We start from the raw sequence: 16,604 nt of genomic DNA, 5'->3' as shown, positions 1-16,604 counted from the left end.
AGGTTGATTCCTAGAGTGGGAAGGGAGTAAGTATTCTTAAAGCAGTTCGGTTTGAGCGGGGAAGCCCAAATGACGATAGGCAGCAGGCGTGACCATCCTCCCTCGGTTGGTACGGTTGAGATAGCCAATTTGTAAAAGATAGGGTTCATAAACTTCTTCGATGGTTTGAGTATCTTCCCCCGTTGATGCTGCCATAGTTTCTAATCCTACGGGTCCACCGTTAAAGTTTTCAATGATCATAGTTAAAAGCTTGCGGTCAATCCAGTCTAGTCCACGGGGATCGACATTAAATAGTTCTAGGGCATCATTGGCGATCGCACCAGTAATTTCACCAGTGGCTTTAACTTGGGTATAGTCTCGGACTCGCTTGAGCAGTCGATTAGCAATTCTGGGAGTTCCCCTAGAGCGGCGGGCAATTTCCGTGGCACCTTCAGGATCGATTACGGTTTCTAGTAATTTGGCAGTGCGGGTCACAATTTCCGTGAGTTCATCGACTTCATAAAATCTAAGATGCTGAATAAAACCAAAGCGATCGCGCAGGGGAGCCGATAATGCACCAATCCTCGTAGTTGCCCCAATCAAAGTAAATTTATTTAAGCTCACACTCCGAATCCGAGCTGAAGTTCCCTTCCCAATCGTGACATCTAGTCTAAAATCCTCCATGGCAGAATAGAGAATTTCTTCTGTCACCTTGGGCAAACGATGAATTTCATCTATAAATAGAATGTCGCCCGGTTGCAAAGCTACTAATAAGCCCGCCACATCCCTTGGACGTTCTAAGGCTGGAGCAGAGGTAATCTTACATTGCACCCCCATTTCTGCTGCCACAATTAAAGCGAGGGATGTTTTCCCTAAACCCGCCGAACCATAAAATAGGAGATGATCTAAGGGAGCGTTGCGAGATTTTGCGGCGGCGATCGCAATATTCAATAATTCTTTTAGTGCCTTTTGCCCAATGTAATCAGCTAAAGTTTGGGGACGAATGGTCTGCTCCACTTTTGCTTCGGGAGATGCCGTCGATTCACTAGATTCGCTAATTTTTTCAGCTGTAGTTGCCTCGGCAGTAAGTAAAGATGGTAGTTCACTGGCTTTGGGACTAGGATTAGCTTCTGTCTTTTTAATCTTAGGAGGCTTTTCAGGGGTACCAGAGTTGTTCTGCCTAGAGGAAATAATCGCCATAGCTTTATAGCTTTATTTAATAAGTTTGTGTCAAGATTTTGTAAAGAGAAATAATCTGCCCACCCAGTTGGTTTTGACTATATAACCTCAGTATCTTTTTGCGGGCATTTTCACCTAAAACTTTGCATTGGTGGGGATTACAGATTAAATACTGAATAGTGGCGGCTAAGGTAGCAGCATCTCCGGGATTGAAGGCTACAGCCTCTAGATCATTCATAAATAGTTCGGCGGCTCCCCCTGCCCTAGCAACGATTACAGGTTTACCACATGCCATAGCTTCAGCGATCGCATAACCAAAGGGTTCGGGCTTGGTACTGGCATTAACTACTATATCCAACCATAGATAAATATCTGCCATATTGGGTTGAAATCCGATAAAACTCACCTTACTGGTAATGCCTAAGTCCGCCGCCAGATTTTGCAATTCCTGTAGAGAATACCCACCACTAACACTTGTACCAATAATATAAAAGTGAATATCTAAACTAGGGCGATCGCGGGCAATAATTGCCGCAGATTCTAGGAAAATATCATGTCCCTTCCCTCGGGCAAAATTTGCCACCAATCCCACTTTAATGGATTTAACGGAAGTATCAATACCTGCTAGTGCCAGAGGTCGATAGGCTCTAGGGTAAAAATAATCCGTATCCACAGAGTTAAAAATCACCTTAGTAGTGAGTTTAGGAAAAATGCGGCGGGCATCATTACCAACTGCTTCGGAACAGGCGATCGCAATTTTGACACGGGGACTGTACCACCTTAAAGCTGAGGCAATAAATCCACTGCGGCTATAAAAATTTTGTATATGCCAAATGATCGGAAGGTTCAGATTTGCCATCGCCGTAAGCACATGGGAATGGATACCATTACAGTGCAGAATATCGGGCTTAATCTCCCTAACTAATGCCCGAAATTGGTTTAAATATTTCCCGATCGCTCCCCAAGCACCGAATAGGGCAAATAATAGCTTTAATCCACTTAAATTTTCTCTAGTACAGCGATCGCCCAACTCATAAACTTGATCGGGAATTGGCAGAATACTAACTTTTACTCCCAATTTCTGGGCTGCATCAACTAAATTCCCCTCATTGCCTACAATTAAATGAATATCTATATCTGGGTCTTCATACTGGAGTGCCGACATCATAGTCAGCAACATTTTTTCCGAGCCGCCCAATGTCCCCACAGGATTAACAAATACTACGATCATGAAATCATGCTGAACATAAGTTGATCTAGTTTAAAACAGTTTAGATACAGTTTAAATATAGTTGTTCAATATACTTGCAGTCCTAAGTTTCAAAATTAAGTTTAATCTTATTGAATTTAAGTGATTGAATTTAAGTTGAATTTAATAGGAAGGGTGAAAGTGTTGATAAATTTGTTCAGCCAGTTTAGCACCGATGCCCGGAGTAGCGGCAATTTGCTCCGCCGTGGCTTGGCGCACATATTCCACAGAGTGAAACTTAGCGATTAACTGCTTTTGGCGATAATGTCCTAATCCTGGGATTTGATCAAGGTGCGATCGCTGCATTCTTTGGCTGCGTTTTTGGCGATGGAAAGTGATGGCAAAGCGGTGTGCTTCATCTCGTAATCTTCGCAATAACTGTACGCCAGGATGCTCAGCGTCAGCGTCGATCGGTTCAGATTCATTGGGTAAAAAGATTTCTTCTCGCTTTTTAGCAAGACTAATCACATTTAAGTCATTGGCTAAGCCTAGTTCCGTAATCACTGCCATTACAGCTGAGAGTTGTCCCTTTCCGCCATCAATCATGACTAGATCGGGGAAATTCTCGCCCGTTTTGCCTTTTCTAAATCTTCTGCCAATTACCTCCGCAAGGCTGGCAAAGTCATCGGAATGCCCAGTTTTGACCTCTGGATTTTTAATGTTGTAATGGCGATAGTGCTGTTTCGCGGGCAGTCCATCCATAAAAACCACTTGACTAGCAACAGGGTCTGAACCTTGAATATGGGAAATATCATAGCCTTCAATGCGATGGGGCGGATGGGGTAAGTTGAGAATTTCGGCTAATGCTTCTAGTGCGTGATTGTTGCGATCGCTCTGTTGTTGAATCCGATTTAGTTCATACTGGGCATTGCGTTCCACCATTTCAATTAGTTCAGCTTTTTGCTGACGTTGTGGAGTAGAAATCGTGACTTTACGGTTGCGCTTTTGACTTAGCCATGCTGCCAAAATATCCACTTCGGGTAACTCTAGCTGGGTATGGATTTCTGCGGGAATTTCAATGGGATCACAACTTTGATAATGTGCCTCTAGGGTGCGTTGGAGAATCATCTCTGGAGATTCACTTTGACTATCAGCCGTAAATGCTAATCTGCCCACAAGCCGCCCCGCCCGAATTTGAAATAGTTGAATGCAGGTATGATTTTGATCCTGTGCCAAGGCGATCGCATCACGGGAGACTGTATCATCGGGTAACGAGACTTTTTGATCGGCTCCGAGGTTTTTAATCGTATTAATTTGATCCCGAATATAGCCCGCTTTTTCAAATTCTAAAGATTCAGCCAACCTATTCATTTTTTCTGTCAGGGACTCAATTAGCTCTCGGCTGCGTCCTTGGAAGATCATTGCCACCTTTTGCATGGTTTTGTGATATTCCTCTGGCGTAATTAACTGCTGACATACCCCCGGACAAAGCCCCATATTGTAATTTAGGCAAGGACGATCTTTAAATAAAGGTTTAGGTCGTTGCCTTAACGGAAACAAGCGTTTTACAATCCACAGGGTGCGGTTGAGATTATGACTATCCACATAGGGACCATAATATTTATCCTTTAGTTCACCACTGCGCCGCCGCCTTGTAATAAAAATCCGTGGGTACTGCTCCGACCATGTAATACAGACGTAGGGATACTTCTTATCATCCTTAAGCAAAACGTTATAGTAGGGCTGATGCCTTTTGATTAAATTTGCCTCTAATGCCAATGCTTCCGACTCGGTATCGGTGACAATAAACTCAATTTCATAGACCAACTGCACCATCATGGCAATGCGTGGCGATAGGTCTTTGCTATTCCGAAAATATGATCTAACTCTATTTCTGAGGCTTTTAGACTTGCCAATGTACAAAATCTGATCTTGGCGATCGCGCAATAAATATACTCCCGCTTCTTGGGGGATTTCTTTTAATCTTGACTGTAGTTGTTCGGGACTTTGAATTAGAGCGATCGACATCATACTAAATAATATATCAAGCCCCTTTGATTTTTGCTTTTAAGCAGGCAGCACTTCCAAATTAAGATTATAAGCTCGAAAATAAAGGTAGGTATTTATAGAAGACAGCCCTATGGAAACAATGCCCCTAAATTTTGGCGTATTACACTCTGATGAGGGATTAAATAGCACGGTAGCAACATTTAGTAAACCAATTTTTGAAGGAAGATTTTTCTAACAACAAATTTTAACAACTGCCAAAACTCTTGTCTCTCCTGCTGTACTTCCTTACTTCACTCTTTACCTGTTCACTGCGATAGGTCTTTTTTTTGAGTGATCTTATGTCTTTGCAAGAATCGGCACATACTGCCTGTGGTCACCGATACCCCTGTTTTCTCTGCCACTTCTTCACAATACTGCCACAGTGTCCAATCTGGATGTTTTGATACTATCTCTAAGATTGTTTCTTTATGTGCTTCTAATGGACTTTGAGCTTTGCTTCCCAAGGGCTTATGACTTAAATCTCCTGTTGCTCGGTATTGGTTTAGTAACTGTTGTACTGTTCTTGTTGCTACTTGAAATTGCTTTGCCACTTTGCGGATAGATGTGTTTCCTGCGTTGTATGTGGATACAATCTTTTCTCTTAGGTCTAATGAATAGGGTGCCATTTTTACCCTCTTTTTCTAATCTAGTCTCCTATCTTATCTTGTACTATCCTATTCCTCAATAGGCTGTGTTGTATTAGGTTCTTCTTCAGTGGAAATAGCAGGTGGGTTTGTTATGGTTGGAGTTAACTCAGTTGTGGTTTCTGATTTACGCTTTTTCCGCACTCTTCTTTTCTTAGGAGCCTTAGCAGTTTTGGTGGGACAAGTAGTTTTAGCTTTGAGTTTAACTTTTTCCGTAGGTCCTAGTCGGGCATCATCAAAAAGACGATCAAATTCTCGTTGATAGTGGGCACCGACAATGGGAGTATGAATGACCATGAGAGTCTCATCATTAGTGCGGTTAGCGGTATTTGACCAGTTATGGGAGCCAGTTATAACCACATTAGAATCAACAACACCAAATTTATGATGGAGTAAATCACCCTTGACTAAATTGGGAACGCCCACAGTATCAATCGGTTTTGCCCAAGGACGAGCATTACCATCCCGACAATCTTGGGTAGAGACATACCCCCACATATCTAGGGCGGCGGAATAGTCTCTGTAGGCAAAGCCAGGATCGATTAAAACTTTTACCTCGACATTATGATCATGGACTTCTTCAAGCAGGTTTCCTAGTTTAGGCTCAGCAAAGACAAATAGTGCCATATTTGCCGATTTTTGCGATTTGCTTAAGCTTTTACCTATTAGCCCATTACTGGTCTCTTCCCATTCAATATCGCTTTTATCGGGAGAAAATTTAACTTCAACTTGTGTATCTCCAACCATGAGCGATCGCACGGGACGATGGGGTTTTTTACTGCCAAAGAGCTTATCGTTCCACATTAATTCAAATTCTTCAGTAAACAATCGAGCAACTTCGGGATCCTCAATTCGCAGGGCATTATTTTTATTACCCGTAGTCAATGGCGCAATAAAATCACCATGAACATCACTCATCGTAAAGTTAGCTGAAGTTGTAAATACCGCTTTCTGATCAACCACAAAAAATTTATGGTGCATTAAGCCTGATCCCGTAGAACCATCAGCAGTATCGTCAATGTAACGAATTTTGGCATTTTTGAGCATGGGAATTGTATCCCTTTGGTTTATTTCATCCTGAGATAATTTGCCATCTTTATTTAAATCAGCAAAGGCAAGAAAATCAGCATATTTACCTTTTTCCCGTTCGTTAAATTTTTCCCGTTCTGCTTCTGTGAATTCGCTATAACCCCGATTGTAGGTATTTTCTATGACTAGTCGGACTTTAACCCCTGCTTTTTGGCGATCGCTCAGAGCCTCCACAATTTTAGGCAGCCTTAACTCCTGTACCGCCATGTCAATAGTCGATTTTGCGGCGTTAATATTATCGATAATCAGTTGCTCAATATCATCACCAGGGCGGGTAATTTTGCGATAGGGATCGGTATAACTATTAGATTGATTATGGTTAAAGTAAGCTTTGATATAGGGATGTTGGGGTAAAGGCGGAATCCCAGTAGCATTAGTGAGAGTGGATCGGGGCTGGAAAAATTGAATGCCCAAAAATACAAGCAACGCCAGTAAAAAACTTAAGCCAATAATCCAGTAATGTCGTTGGATAGATTTAGTCATTGCTGTTTAAGCTGTAATTTATCCTTTTTGTTGCAACATCATCATACCTGTCAAGTTTCCTGATTAATTTAAGAGCAGTTTAACTTGTGAATTTTATCCGATGAATCTGGGTTTCAAAAGTTCCATCTAGGAATAGTGAAAGTAAACGAAAGCCGGGCAATTTAAGTTCTGGGTTCTCAGCAGTTTCTAAATTTGGGTTTATAAACTGTACACAGGTAGAAGGACAACCATAGTAATTAACTTGATCTTGAATGTGATGTAGATCGTGGTGAATATGCCCAAATACAACTAATCGAACTTGATCAAACGGGGCGATCGCCTTAAAGAAATTTTCGGGAGACTGTAATCCCAAAGCATCCATTTTTTCCAGTCCAGAAGGAACAGGATGATGATGCAAAGCAATTAATGTGGGTTGATCGGAATAGGTTTGCAATTCAGATTTTAACCATTCGAGGGCTTGGGTGCCTAATTCTCCTTGGGCTGTGCATTTATCAGTAATTACAGAACTAAGTAAAATGATCCGCCATCCTCCTAGTTCTAATGATTTACGGGGATCAAAAGGTGGTTGACTAAGCGTTACTTCCAAGCGATCGATTAGGTCATGGTTGCCACCGATCCACACACTAGGAATATTTAGAGGAGTGACTAATTCAACTAACTTTTCGTATGCCGAATATTCTCCCGCATCTGCCAGATCACCTGTAAATAATAAATAATCGGGAGCTAACCGTTTAACCTCTGCTAAAACTGCTGCTAAGGAGCGATCGGTAGGAAATCCATACAAATGTGAACCAGAATACGGCACAAGATGGGTATCTGTAATTTGAGCAATGGTAAATGCCATGATTTTTGATTTAAATTAATAAACAAGTAAAAAAATAAAAAGGAGAGCATTGCCCTCCCGATTCTATTTTTCACATCCAGCCTAGAAATTAATTCTAAACACTAGAGGCAATTACCAGCCCCAGCACGCCAATAAAAATAACTAGAGCATAGAACTGAGTTTTACCGTTCTCAAAGTATTTTAAAGATTCACCTGTTAATAGCGTCACAAACCCAGCAAGGTTTACAGCCCCATCCACAACCTTGGAATCTACTTCTAAGACCTGACGGGCAAGGCGGCGGGAACCCTGCACAAATACCGCATCATAGATTTCATCGATGTACCATTTATTTTTAGAAAACAGGTATAAAGGCTGAATTGACTTAGCGATCGCCGCCGCCGAAATTTTACCTTGTAAGTACATCAAGATTGCCAAACTAATGCCGATTAAGCCAATACCAACGCTAGAACCACCCATAATCAAAAACTCTGTCATTTCCTCTTTAGGTAAAGCCTCAAAACCTTCTACCGCTTTCACAACTTCACCCGGTGCATGGATAAAAGCTTCAAAGTAATTGGCAAAGGGAGTACCAACAAGCCCGACTAAAATTGAAGGCACTGCCAATGCCATCAACGGAAAAGTCATTGATAGAGGAGATTCATGGGGTTTATGGGCATGGTGTCCAAAGTCTCCCTCCACCACAATTCCCTTAGGCGTATTCTCAGCTTTAACTTGAGCAATTAGGGCAGCATTTGTGCCTTTAAATTCCCCTTCAAAGGTACTGAAATACATCCGAAACATATAAAATGCAGTGATCCCCGCCGTGAGCCAACCAATGAACCATAGAGCTGGATTCGCAGTGAACGCTGAAGCGAGAATTTCATCCTTTGACCAAAACCCTGCAAACGGAGGTACACCCGAAATCGCTAAAGTCCCAATTAAAAAAGTGACAGAGGTAATCGGCATATACTTGCGTAAACCACCCATCAACCGCATATCTTGGGCAACAAAGGGGTTATGTCCTACCACTTCTTCCATGCCATGAATTACGGAGCCAGAGCCTAAGAACATCATTGCCTTAAAGTAAGCATGGGTCATGAGGTGAAAAATCCCTGCACTGTATGCTCCTACGCCCATTGCCATTACCATGTAGCCCAGTTGGGAAATAGTTGAGTAAGCTAATCCCTTTTTAATATCGTTTTGGGTAATAGCGATCGTTGCCCCTAAAAATGCCGTAAATGCTCCAGTCCATGCGATCGCATTCATGACAAAGGGTAAATGCTCAAATACAGGGAACATCCGTGCTACTAAAAATACCCCAGCAGCCACCATCGTCGCCGCATGAATCAGAGCGGATATTGGGGTCGGTCCTTCCATCGCATCGGGTAGCCACACATGCAGAGGAAACTGGGCTGATTTTGCCGCAGGTCCAAGAAATACTAAAATTGCCAATAGTCCTGCCAAGAAGCTACTAATAGCACCTGATTCTACTAAAGCCTTTAATTGCGCCCCAATTTCTTCAAAGCCAAAGGAACCTGTTGCCCAATATAAACCTAAAATTCCTAAAAGCAAGCCAAAGTCACCGACACGGTTAACGACAAATGCCTTTTGACAAGCATCGGCTGCCCCTTTGCGATCGTACCAAAAGCCAATTAGCAGGTAGGAACACATCCCCACTAATTCCCAGAAGATATAAATTTGGACTATGTTTGGACTGATCACTAGCCCTAGCATGGAAAAACTAAACAAGCTCAGGTAGGCATAAAATCTGGGATAGCTTGGATCATGTGCCATGTAGCCATCGGTATAAATTTGTACCAGAAAAGATACCGTAGTCACGATTACCAGCATTAGGGCGGTTAACTGGTCGATAATGATGCCCATACTCAGGTGAAAACTGCCAGCACTTGCCCATTCAAATGTCCACAGATAAGGTTCATGTCCCTGAATTTGACTCCACAAAATGCCAAAGGCAATCACCATCGCTGCACCGATCGCTGAAACACTCAGAATTGATGAAGACTGACGGAGTTTGTTGGTTTTTTTGTTGAAGGTAATTAGCCCAGTGCCAATAATAAAAGCGGCGGTCAGAGGCAGTACAGGTACTAGCCAAGCGTATTGATATGCGAAGTCCATAGTTTGTAGATTTATTAACTCTCCACTGTAGATGATTGTAAGCCTTATGGAATTAAAGCTCGGTATTAATTAAGGCTATCTTTCTATTTCTGCTAAATCCAAAACGGTTTTGAAATCATAAAATTTGACCTTAAAAACATCTAAAACTCAGATGTAGTAAGCACTTGACAGGAATAAATGGGGAGGAGTAGAGTTAGTTAGACTTTGGATTAAACTCTATGCTCAAATCTTTTTTGACTGCTTCTGCTTTAACCGTTGGTACTGTTTTTGTTGCTGCCCCTGTCCATGCTCTGGCGTTTAATTGGTCGTTTACACCTACATTTGGACCAGCGGGTGCCAATCCATACGTGGTAAAAGGGACGATTAGTGGACTAGTAATTGGGAGTAACCCAGGTCCAGGTATTACGGCTACGGTGACTAATACACCCACTGGTCTGCTTGAAGGTACTGTTTTTAATAATTTTAATGCAGGATCTGGTTTTACCGTAGATGCAGGGGGTAATGTTACCTTCGCTAGTGCCTTTTACTCTGATTCAGGTTTCACCAACCCACTCTTTTTTGGTGGATATGGTGGGTTTTCTGCAGCGCTTACTTCTAATGTTCCACCTGCTAGTTGGTTCACAATTTCTGGTCAAACAACTTTTACCCCGATCGCTGCGGCTGTTCCCTTTGAGTTTAATCCAGTGTTAGGTTTGGGTGTTTTAGGTGGGGTGCTGGTGGCGAAAAAGCTGAGTGGTAAGTTAATAAAGAAAAAGTAGTTTAATTAAGTTCATAACTCCATCAAAATAACTAATCAAACTCAGGCTCAGGCTTGGGTTATTTTTTAGTGTAAGCATAGCCCGAGTCTCCTGACGAGTTAGGGTTTCAACTTAGATTTTTAAGTTAGATTTTTGAAAGTGATTTAACTACAAGCTACAGGTGCGCCAATTTCCTTGGGAGTAGCAAAAGAGGTACCACAGCTACAGGACTTACTAGCATTTGGGTTACGAAAACGAAATCCACCGCCCATGAGGTCTTCGGTATAGTCTAGCTCCATGCCTTGCAATTGAGGAAGATAGGTATTATTGATCACAATTTTAACGCCGTTGCAGTCATATTCCTGATCTTGAGCTTCTAGTTCTTGGGGAAAATCCATCATGTAGGAAAGACCAGAACATCCACCTTGTTTAATTCCTACACGCAAAGGGGCAGTGGTACCACGTTGATTTTGGAGGTTTTTAACTCTGGCGATCGCTGAATCAGTAAGGGTAATCATAGGTCTATGTTTGGGGCTACTTATCTTTAATCTTTTTTAGTCTTTAGATATTTAATTATAGAGGCGAGACTTAATCCCACCCCTTAAATCCTGATCAATTTAATTAATCGTTATCAAAACTATTCTAGAACTACGAGGGCAATACTAGCGGCGGCGACATTGGCATATCCTGCAACTTTTGCCAGTTTATATAAAGGACTTGTTAGGGGACATTTATGGACTCCAAATAGGCGGACAACCTTATCAGAAATTAAACCTGTTTTGAAATGGAAGTCTCTGTGGCTTTTGATGGCTGTATATAGGAGCGATCGCTTTGGGCAACTCATAGTTTTAAGATATTTTAAGATTAGTAATTTACACTTCACATTATATCTGTTCTGGAAATTTCCTTACTTTTACCGCTAGGGTTTAGAAAAATTAGTTTTGAACTATCAAGCTTGCTAACCAAATTATTTAACAATAGTGGATGATAATAACGACAAAATTTCTAGGTTATCTAAATTGCGATCGCGCCCTTTAATTTTTCGTGTAATTTCTCTCGGTAAGATTTTTATAGGTCTGACAACTCTGACCGCCGTTGGGTTGGGTATTGGCTTGGCGCAGATTGTCCCATTGCAAAATTTTGATTGGGGTGGATTAGTTTCAGGTAGAAATCCCCAAGAGGTATTTGCTGAAGGTTTGGGGCATAAACTTACTCAGCCTTACCAAGTTCTAATCATGGGTATTGATGGGGCTGATGGTTTTAATAGTCGGAGTGATACGATGCTGCTGGTCAGGTTTGACAATAGCGATCGCCGCACTAATATCCTGTCAATTCCTAGGGATACGAGGGTGAGGATTCCCAACTATGGCTATGCCAAAATCAATGCTGCCAATGTTTATGGGGGCGCAAAATTAGCTATTTCCACAGTCCAACAAAAATTAAATGGGGTAAAAATTGATCGTTATATCAGGGTAGATAGCTCTGGATTAGATGAAGTTATTGATGCGATCGGCGGCGTGGACATAGATGTACCTAAGTCTATGAAATATGAGGATAAAACCCAAAAGCTCACCATAGACTTACAACCTGGACTGCAAACCCTAAATGGGAAGCAAGCTGAAGGCTTTATTCGGTTTCGTCACGATGAGTTAGGAGATATTGGCAGGATTAAACGGCAGCAAATGTTGTTACAGGCACTAAAAGCTAAAATGGCTAATCCTCTGACCTTAATTAGGCTTCCAGAATTAATTAGTGTTATCCAAAAACATACTGACACAAATTTAAGTAATGATGAAATTATGGCGATCGCTCTTTTTAGTATTAGTCTTAAATCTGAGCAAATTCACACTGAGTCTTTAGGTGGTATCCCCAGCGAACCCTATCAATTTGATGCTTTGTATTGGTTAGTGGATGAAAATGATATTAATCAAGCAATTTCAGGTAAGTTTGTTAGTAATTAGTTCTTATAAATGGATTTGCGCTAGAGCATTACCAATCTTTTCAATAGATATGGGCTTACTTACATAATCATTCATGCCCGCATCCAGACATATCTCGCGATCGCCGATCATGGCATTGGCAGTCATAGCAATAATGTAAGGAGAAGTAGCTGACTTCCACAGTTTTCTAATTTCCTTAGTTGCCGCTAGTCCGTCCATCTCTGGCATTTGAATATCCATAAATACGACATCATAGCTAGATTTTTGCAGAGTAGCGATCGCCTCTAAGCCATTTTCAGCGAGATCAGCACTGTATCCCATCCGTTTTAAGATTCTGATTGCCACCTTCTGATTAACCACATTATCTTCAACCAGCAGAATATTGAGGGGCAGGCTTGCTGCTAAGGGTGGATCGATAAAATTTACCTGAGTTGATAACAATTGTGACATAGGCGCAGATTTCAGGCTAGATAGAGAAGCTGCCCCAAGGGTAAACTGAAAAGTTGATCCAACCTCTAAAGGACACATGGGTAGAAAATGATCGGGCGTATCTCCTGCTAGACATTCAATCGTGCTTAGATCAGTGCTTATATCCTCTAAACTACGACTGAGTACCCACATTTTCCCCCCCATCATTTCGCAAAGTTTTTTACTAATTGCTAAACCCAGTCCAGTACCGCCATGCTGTCGTGTGGTAGAGGCATCAACTTGGCTAAAGGGTTTAAATAGGCGAGGCATTAGGTGGCTAGGAATACCTATACCTGTATCTTTGATTGTGAATAGAATTTCATATAAATTTTTCTGCCCTAAAATCTGCGTGGCAGTTACCGTTATTTTTACTTCCCCCACTTGGGTAAATTTAATGGCATTACTGAGCAGGTTAGTTAAAATTTGCTTAATTCGGGTGCTATCTCCATTAATTATGGTTGGCACTTGGGGATCAATATCCAAAATTAAATTTAGAGACTTGGTGATCGCTGCGGGTTTTAGCAATTCCACAACATTAGTAATGCACTCGTAAAGATTAAGGGGATTTTCCTCTAGTTCCAGCTTATTGGATTCAATTTTAGAAAAATCAAGAATATCATTAATAATTGTGATTAAAGATTGCCCCCCCAGACGGATCATCTCCAAATGTTCTTTATCCTGTTCACTTAGGTCTGAATTTAAGAGTAATTCCGTAATGCCAATTACGGCATTCATGGGAGTCCGAATTTCATGACTCATCATTGCCAAGAATTCACTTTTTGCCTGATTAGCTGACTCTGCTGCCTGTTGGGATTCTTGTAAACTCTGGTTCTGGGCTGTGAGTTGGAGTTTTTGTGATTTTTCGGTTTCCAGCATTTGTGCCTGGGCGATCGCAATTCCCACGGGTGCCGCTACTGCCTCTAATAGCTCTACTTCTTCCTCTGTCCAATGTCTAAAGCGATCGCACTGGTGTAAACAAATCATGCCATTGGGTTTTCCTTGATAGGAAGTGCGTGCCACTAACACTGACTTTAAATTAATTTCTCGGCAAAAATCATTGTGATTACTTAAGCTTGGATCATTAAAAACATCATTGATCGCCAATGCCCGATCTGAACTCATAACTTCAGTGGCATGGGGATTATTTTTAAGGGGAATTACACTACCCAATATTGGATCATAGCCCGATTGCACATACTCATCCACAACCCGAATTAAGGGTTCAGGCTCAAACTCAAAGGTATGCACTAAACAACGGCTAACATTAAATACTTCGCCTAGTTGTTTTACCGTAGTGTCAAAAATCTGACTGAGATCAAACTTAAAGCGAATCTGTTCAGTAATCTGGCGGAGTAATAATTCCTTTTGCAGTTGACGCTTAATTTCTTGCTCCGTTTCCTTGCGCTTAGTAATATCAATTGCCACTCCGATTACCAATATTAGCTGATTACTACGATCACAATACACCTGCCCCCTGCCATCAATCCAAATTAACTTACCGTCATTTTTGATAACTCTAAACTCAACTTGATAATTGGTATGATAGCGCAAAGCATGGCTGAAGGCAGTCCTTACATAATAGCGATCGTCTCGATGCACAGATCGCATAAAATTCTTAAAAGTCAAATAGTTTTGCTTAGTTTCATTTAATTCATATCCAAATATTTCCTTGGTACGCTCAGAACAAATCACTTCCCCAGATAAAACATCCCACTCCCAAGTTCCGATCGCACTGGTTGACAATGCTAAATTTAAGCGAGAATTAGTTGTTTCCAATGCCTGTTCAGTTTCTTTGCGTTGCTGAATGTCACGGGATGAGCAGATTACCTTGATTTCGCCTGACTCTACGAATCCTCTCTTTGTCATTTCTAGCCAGATATAGTTGCCATTTTTCTGGGCAAAGCGAAAGGTTATACGGTTAACCATGCCAATATGTTTTAGGGTCACCCTATGCGCCAATTGCACCTTAAGCTGATCTTCAGGATGAATAAAGTCTAAAATTCGGCGGTTTAGTAATTCCGTTGCCCCATAGCCAGTTAAACTCAAGCACATACTGGAGACATAAACAAAAGTGGTATCTGCCCCATGACAGGAAACCATATCTGTAGAATTTTCTGCCAAAAGTCGATAATATTCCTCCCGTTCTCTAATTATTTCTTCGCCTTGTCTGCGCCGTGTGACATTAGTGATCATACCAAGGGAGCCAATATAGCTAGAGGTTTGATCAATTTGTTCAAATAGAGGTTTAGTAATTACGATCGCCCATAAACCTCTGCCATCTTTACAAACAAACTTAAAATCATACTCGCTTCTAATCTCGGCGGGACTCGCTTCCAATCTGCGTTGAAATTCTTGGTCGGCGATCGCCATTGCCTCCATATCCATAAAGCCAAACAGAGACTTTCCCAACATTTCATCCGAGGAATAGCCCAAAAGTTTTGCTAGTTTCTGATTAACAAAGGTAATTTCGACATCCTGATTAACAATCCAAATTCCTTCAGCTACAGTTTCAGCAATATATTGATACCAATCATGGCTGTTAAAATCGCTCCTATAAAGATAAGACAGATCGGAATTCATAAGCACAGTTGGTCACAAGCCTCTCCATTTTAATGCTTGGTACCAGAATCAGACCAAAGTTTAAGATTTATTTGAGATTAGAGCTAAATAGCCAGCCTCTGCGCCAGAAATAGAAAAGTAAGGATAGGGCGATCGCTAACATTCCCACCCAACAATAGGTATAACCATAGGGTATTTTCAGTTCGGGCATATTACCAACCACTGCCGTATCAAAGTTCATGCCATATACGCCCACAATAAAAGTCAAAGGAATAAAAATCGTGGAAATCACGGTTAAAACCTTCATCACCTCATTCATGCGATTACTAATGGAAGATAAATAGACATCCATTAAGTTAGAAGCCAGTTCTCGGTAGGTTTCCACCATATCAATAATCTGCACCGCATGGTCATAACAATCCCGCAGATAGATATAAATCGGAGGACTAATCAAATTACTACCATCTCTAATTAAGGCATTAATGGCATCTCTCTGGGGCCAAATTGCCCGACGTAGGAGTAACAGTTCCCTTTTAATTTTGTGAATCTTATCCAAAGTTGCTTGACTAGGATGCTCCACCACTTCATCTTCAAGTTCTTCTAGCCGTTCGCCATAATCTTCTAGCACTGGGAAAAACCCATCAATTACCGTATCAAACAGAGCATAAAGCAGATAATCTGCACCCTGTTGGCGAATATTGCCCCTATTATTATGAATACGCTGTCTCACTGGTTCAAAGGTATCAGATTCTGGTTCCTCTTGTACTGTTAACAGATAATTTTTTCCTAATACAAAACTAACCTGCTCATTGACAAATCCTTTGCCATCGGGCTTTAAAGATACCATTTGGGCAATAATCAACTGCTGATCGGCATATTCTTCCACCTTCGGTCTTTGGGGGACATTTACCACATCTTCCAAAACTAGGGGATGTAAACTAAAAACAGTTCCTAATCTTTGTAAAACCGCTTCCGAGCCCAGCCCTTGCACATCAACCCAAGAAACTGATTGAGAATCTAAATAGGGAACGCATTCTTCTGGAGTAGCAAGCTGAATCCCAACAGCACTATCAGCGTTGTAATCAATTAAAAATATATTGGGAATTGTGGAATCTTCATCAATTACTAAAGTTCCCGGTGGGCTACCCGGCTCATGGTATGTATATTCAAAGTCCTCGTACTCATCCTCTTCGTTTAATTCTTCAGCATGGATCGGTTTATTGTGATTGTGGAGCATATTCAGTAAAGTTAAAGGGCTTGCAAAGTTAGATGGGTTGATTGATTCAATAGCTGTAACTAATGCTTGTGTTATGGTCACCTTTTCACGA

Annotated in this window: 13 protein-coding genes; 2 read left to right on the top strand and 11 right to left on the bottom strand. The window is 41.4% G+C overall.

The window, feature by feature from the left end:
* Positions 1 to 36: 36 nt before the first annotated feature.
* The 7 genes from ruvB to SYN7502_RS06140 all read right to left on the bottom strand — a co-directional run bounded on the left by ruvB (position 37) and on the right by SYN7502_RS06140 (position 9,572).
* A complete protein-coding gene (gene ruvB / locus SYN7502_RS06170; protein ID WP_015168011.1) occupies positions 37 to 1,179 on the bottom strand; it encodes a Holliday junction branch migration DNA helicase RuvB in 1,143 nt (380 codons plus the stop codon).
* Positions 1,180 to 1,195: 16 nt separating this feature from the next.
* Positions 1,196 to 2,389 (bottom strand): glycosyltransferase family 4 protein, encoded by a 1,194-nt coding sequence (locus SYN7502_RS06165; RefSeq protein WP_015168010.1) that lies wholly within the window; start codon positions 2,387 to 2,389, stop codon positions 1,196 to 1,198.
* 141 nt (positions 2,390 to 2,530) lie between these two features.
* On the bottom strand, positions 2,531 to 4,375 hold the full coding sequence (gene uvrC, locus SYN7502_RS06160) for an excinuclease ABC subunit UvrC (RefSeq protein WP_210391373.1): 1,845 nt from the start codon (positions 4,373 to 4,375) through the stop codon (positions 2,531 to 2,533).
* Positions 4,376 to 4,662: 287 nt separating this feature from the next.
* On the bottom strand, positions 4,663 to 5,022 hold the full coding sequence (locus SYN7502_RS06155) for a helix-turn-helix domain-containing protein (protein ID WP_015168007.1): 360 nt from the start codon (positions 5,020 to 5,022) through the stop codon (positions 4,663 to 4,665).
* Between the two features lie 48 nt (positions 5,023 to 5,070).
* On the bottom strand, positions 5,071 to 6,612 hold the full coding sequence (locus SYN7502_RS06150) for a phospholipase D-like domain-containing protein (RefSeq protein WP_015168006.1): 1,542 nt from the start codon (positions 6,610 to 6,612) through the stop codon (positions 5,071 to 5,073).
* Between the two features lie 79 nt (positions 6,613 to 6,691).
* Positions 6,692 to 7,456: a phosphodiesterase gene (locus SYN7502_RS06145; RefSeq protein ID WP_015168005.1), complete on the bottom strand. Its 765-nt coding sequence runs from the start codon at positions 7,454 to 7,456 to the stop codon at positions 6,692 to 6,694.
* A gap of 94 nt (positions 7,457 to 7,550) precedes the next feature.
* The gene (locus SYN7502_RS06140) at positions 7,551 to 9,572 is read right to left on the bottom strand and encodes an NAD(P)H-quinone oxidoreductase subunit 5 (protein ID WP_015168004.1); all 2,022 of its coding nucleotides are present in this window, start codon (positions 9,570 to 9,572) and stop codon (positions 7,551 to 7,553) included.
* 218 nt (positions 9,573 to 9,790) lie between these two features.
* On the opposite strand from SYN7502_RS06140, the gene SYN7502_RS06135 reads away from it, so the two are divergent.
* Entirely contained in the window at positions 9,791 to 10,330 is a 540-nt protein-coding gene (locus SYN7502_RS06135; protein ID WP_015168003.1) for a PFE-CTERM domain-containing protein, read from the top strand.
* A 143-nt stretch (positions 10,331 to 10,473) separates the two neighbouring features.
* On the opposite strand, the gene SYN7502_RS06130 is transcribed toward SYN7502_RS06135, so the two are convergent.
* Positions 10,474 to 10,827, bottom strand: a complete 354-nt coding sequence (locus SYN7502_RS06130; protein ID WP_015168002.1) for a HesB/IscA family protein — start codon at positions 10,825 to 10,827, stop codon at positions 10,474 to 10,476.
* A 119-nt stretch (positions 10,828 to 10,946) separates the two neighbouring features.
* The gene (locus tag SYN7502_RS06125; RefSeq protein ID WP_015168001.1) at positions 10,947 to 11,153 is read right to left on the bottom strand and encodes a hypothetical protein; all 207 of its coding nucleotides are present in this window, start codon (positions 11,151 to 11,153) and stop codon (positions 10,947 to 10,949) included.
* Between the two features lie 136 nt (positions 11,154 to 11,289).
* Between SYN7502_RS06125 and SYN7502_RS06120 the strand changes: the two genes are divergently transcribed.
* Complete coding sequence (locus tag SYN7502_RS06120) at positions 11,290 to 12,270, top strand: LCP family protein (RefSeq protein WP_015168000.1); 981 nt, start codon at positions 11,290 to 11,292, stop codon at positions 12,268 to 12,270.
* A gap of 3 nt (positions 12,271 to 12,273) precedes the next feature.
* On the opposite strand, the gene SYN7502_RS18185 is transcribed toward SYN7502_RS06120, so the two are convergent.
* Together SYN7502_RS18185 and corA are read right to left on the bottom strand one after the other, a co-directional pair.
* Positions 12,274 to 15,297: a PAS domain-containing hybrid sensor histidine kinase/response regulator gene (locus SYN7502_RS18185; RefSeq protein WP_015167999.1), complete on the bottom strand. Its 3,024-nt coding sequence runs from the start codon at positions 15,295 to 15,297 to the stop codon at positions 12,274 to 12,276.
* Positions 15,298 to 15,364: 67 nt separating this feature from the next.
* Positions 15,365 to 16,594, bottom strand: coding sequence for a magnesium/cobalt transporter CorA (gene corA, locus SYN7502_RS06110; RefSeq protein ID WP_015167998.1), 1,230 nt, complete (start codon positions 16,592 to 16,594; stop codon positions 15,365 to 15,367).
* Between the last annotated feature and the right edge of the window lie 10 nt (positions 16,595 to 16,604).

It is taken from the genome of Synechococcus sp. PCC 7502 (assembly GCF_000317085.1).
In the GTDB taxonomy this organism is placed as follows: Bacteria; Cyanobacteriota; Cyanobacteriia; order Pseudanabaenales; family Pseudanabaenaceae; genus PCC-7502.
The sequence above is the reverse complement of the archived record's forward strand: the minus strand, read 5'-3'. Positions and strand labels throughout refer to the sequence as shown.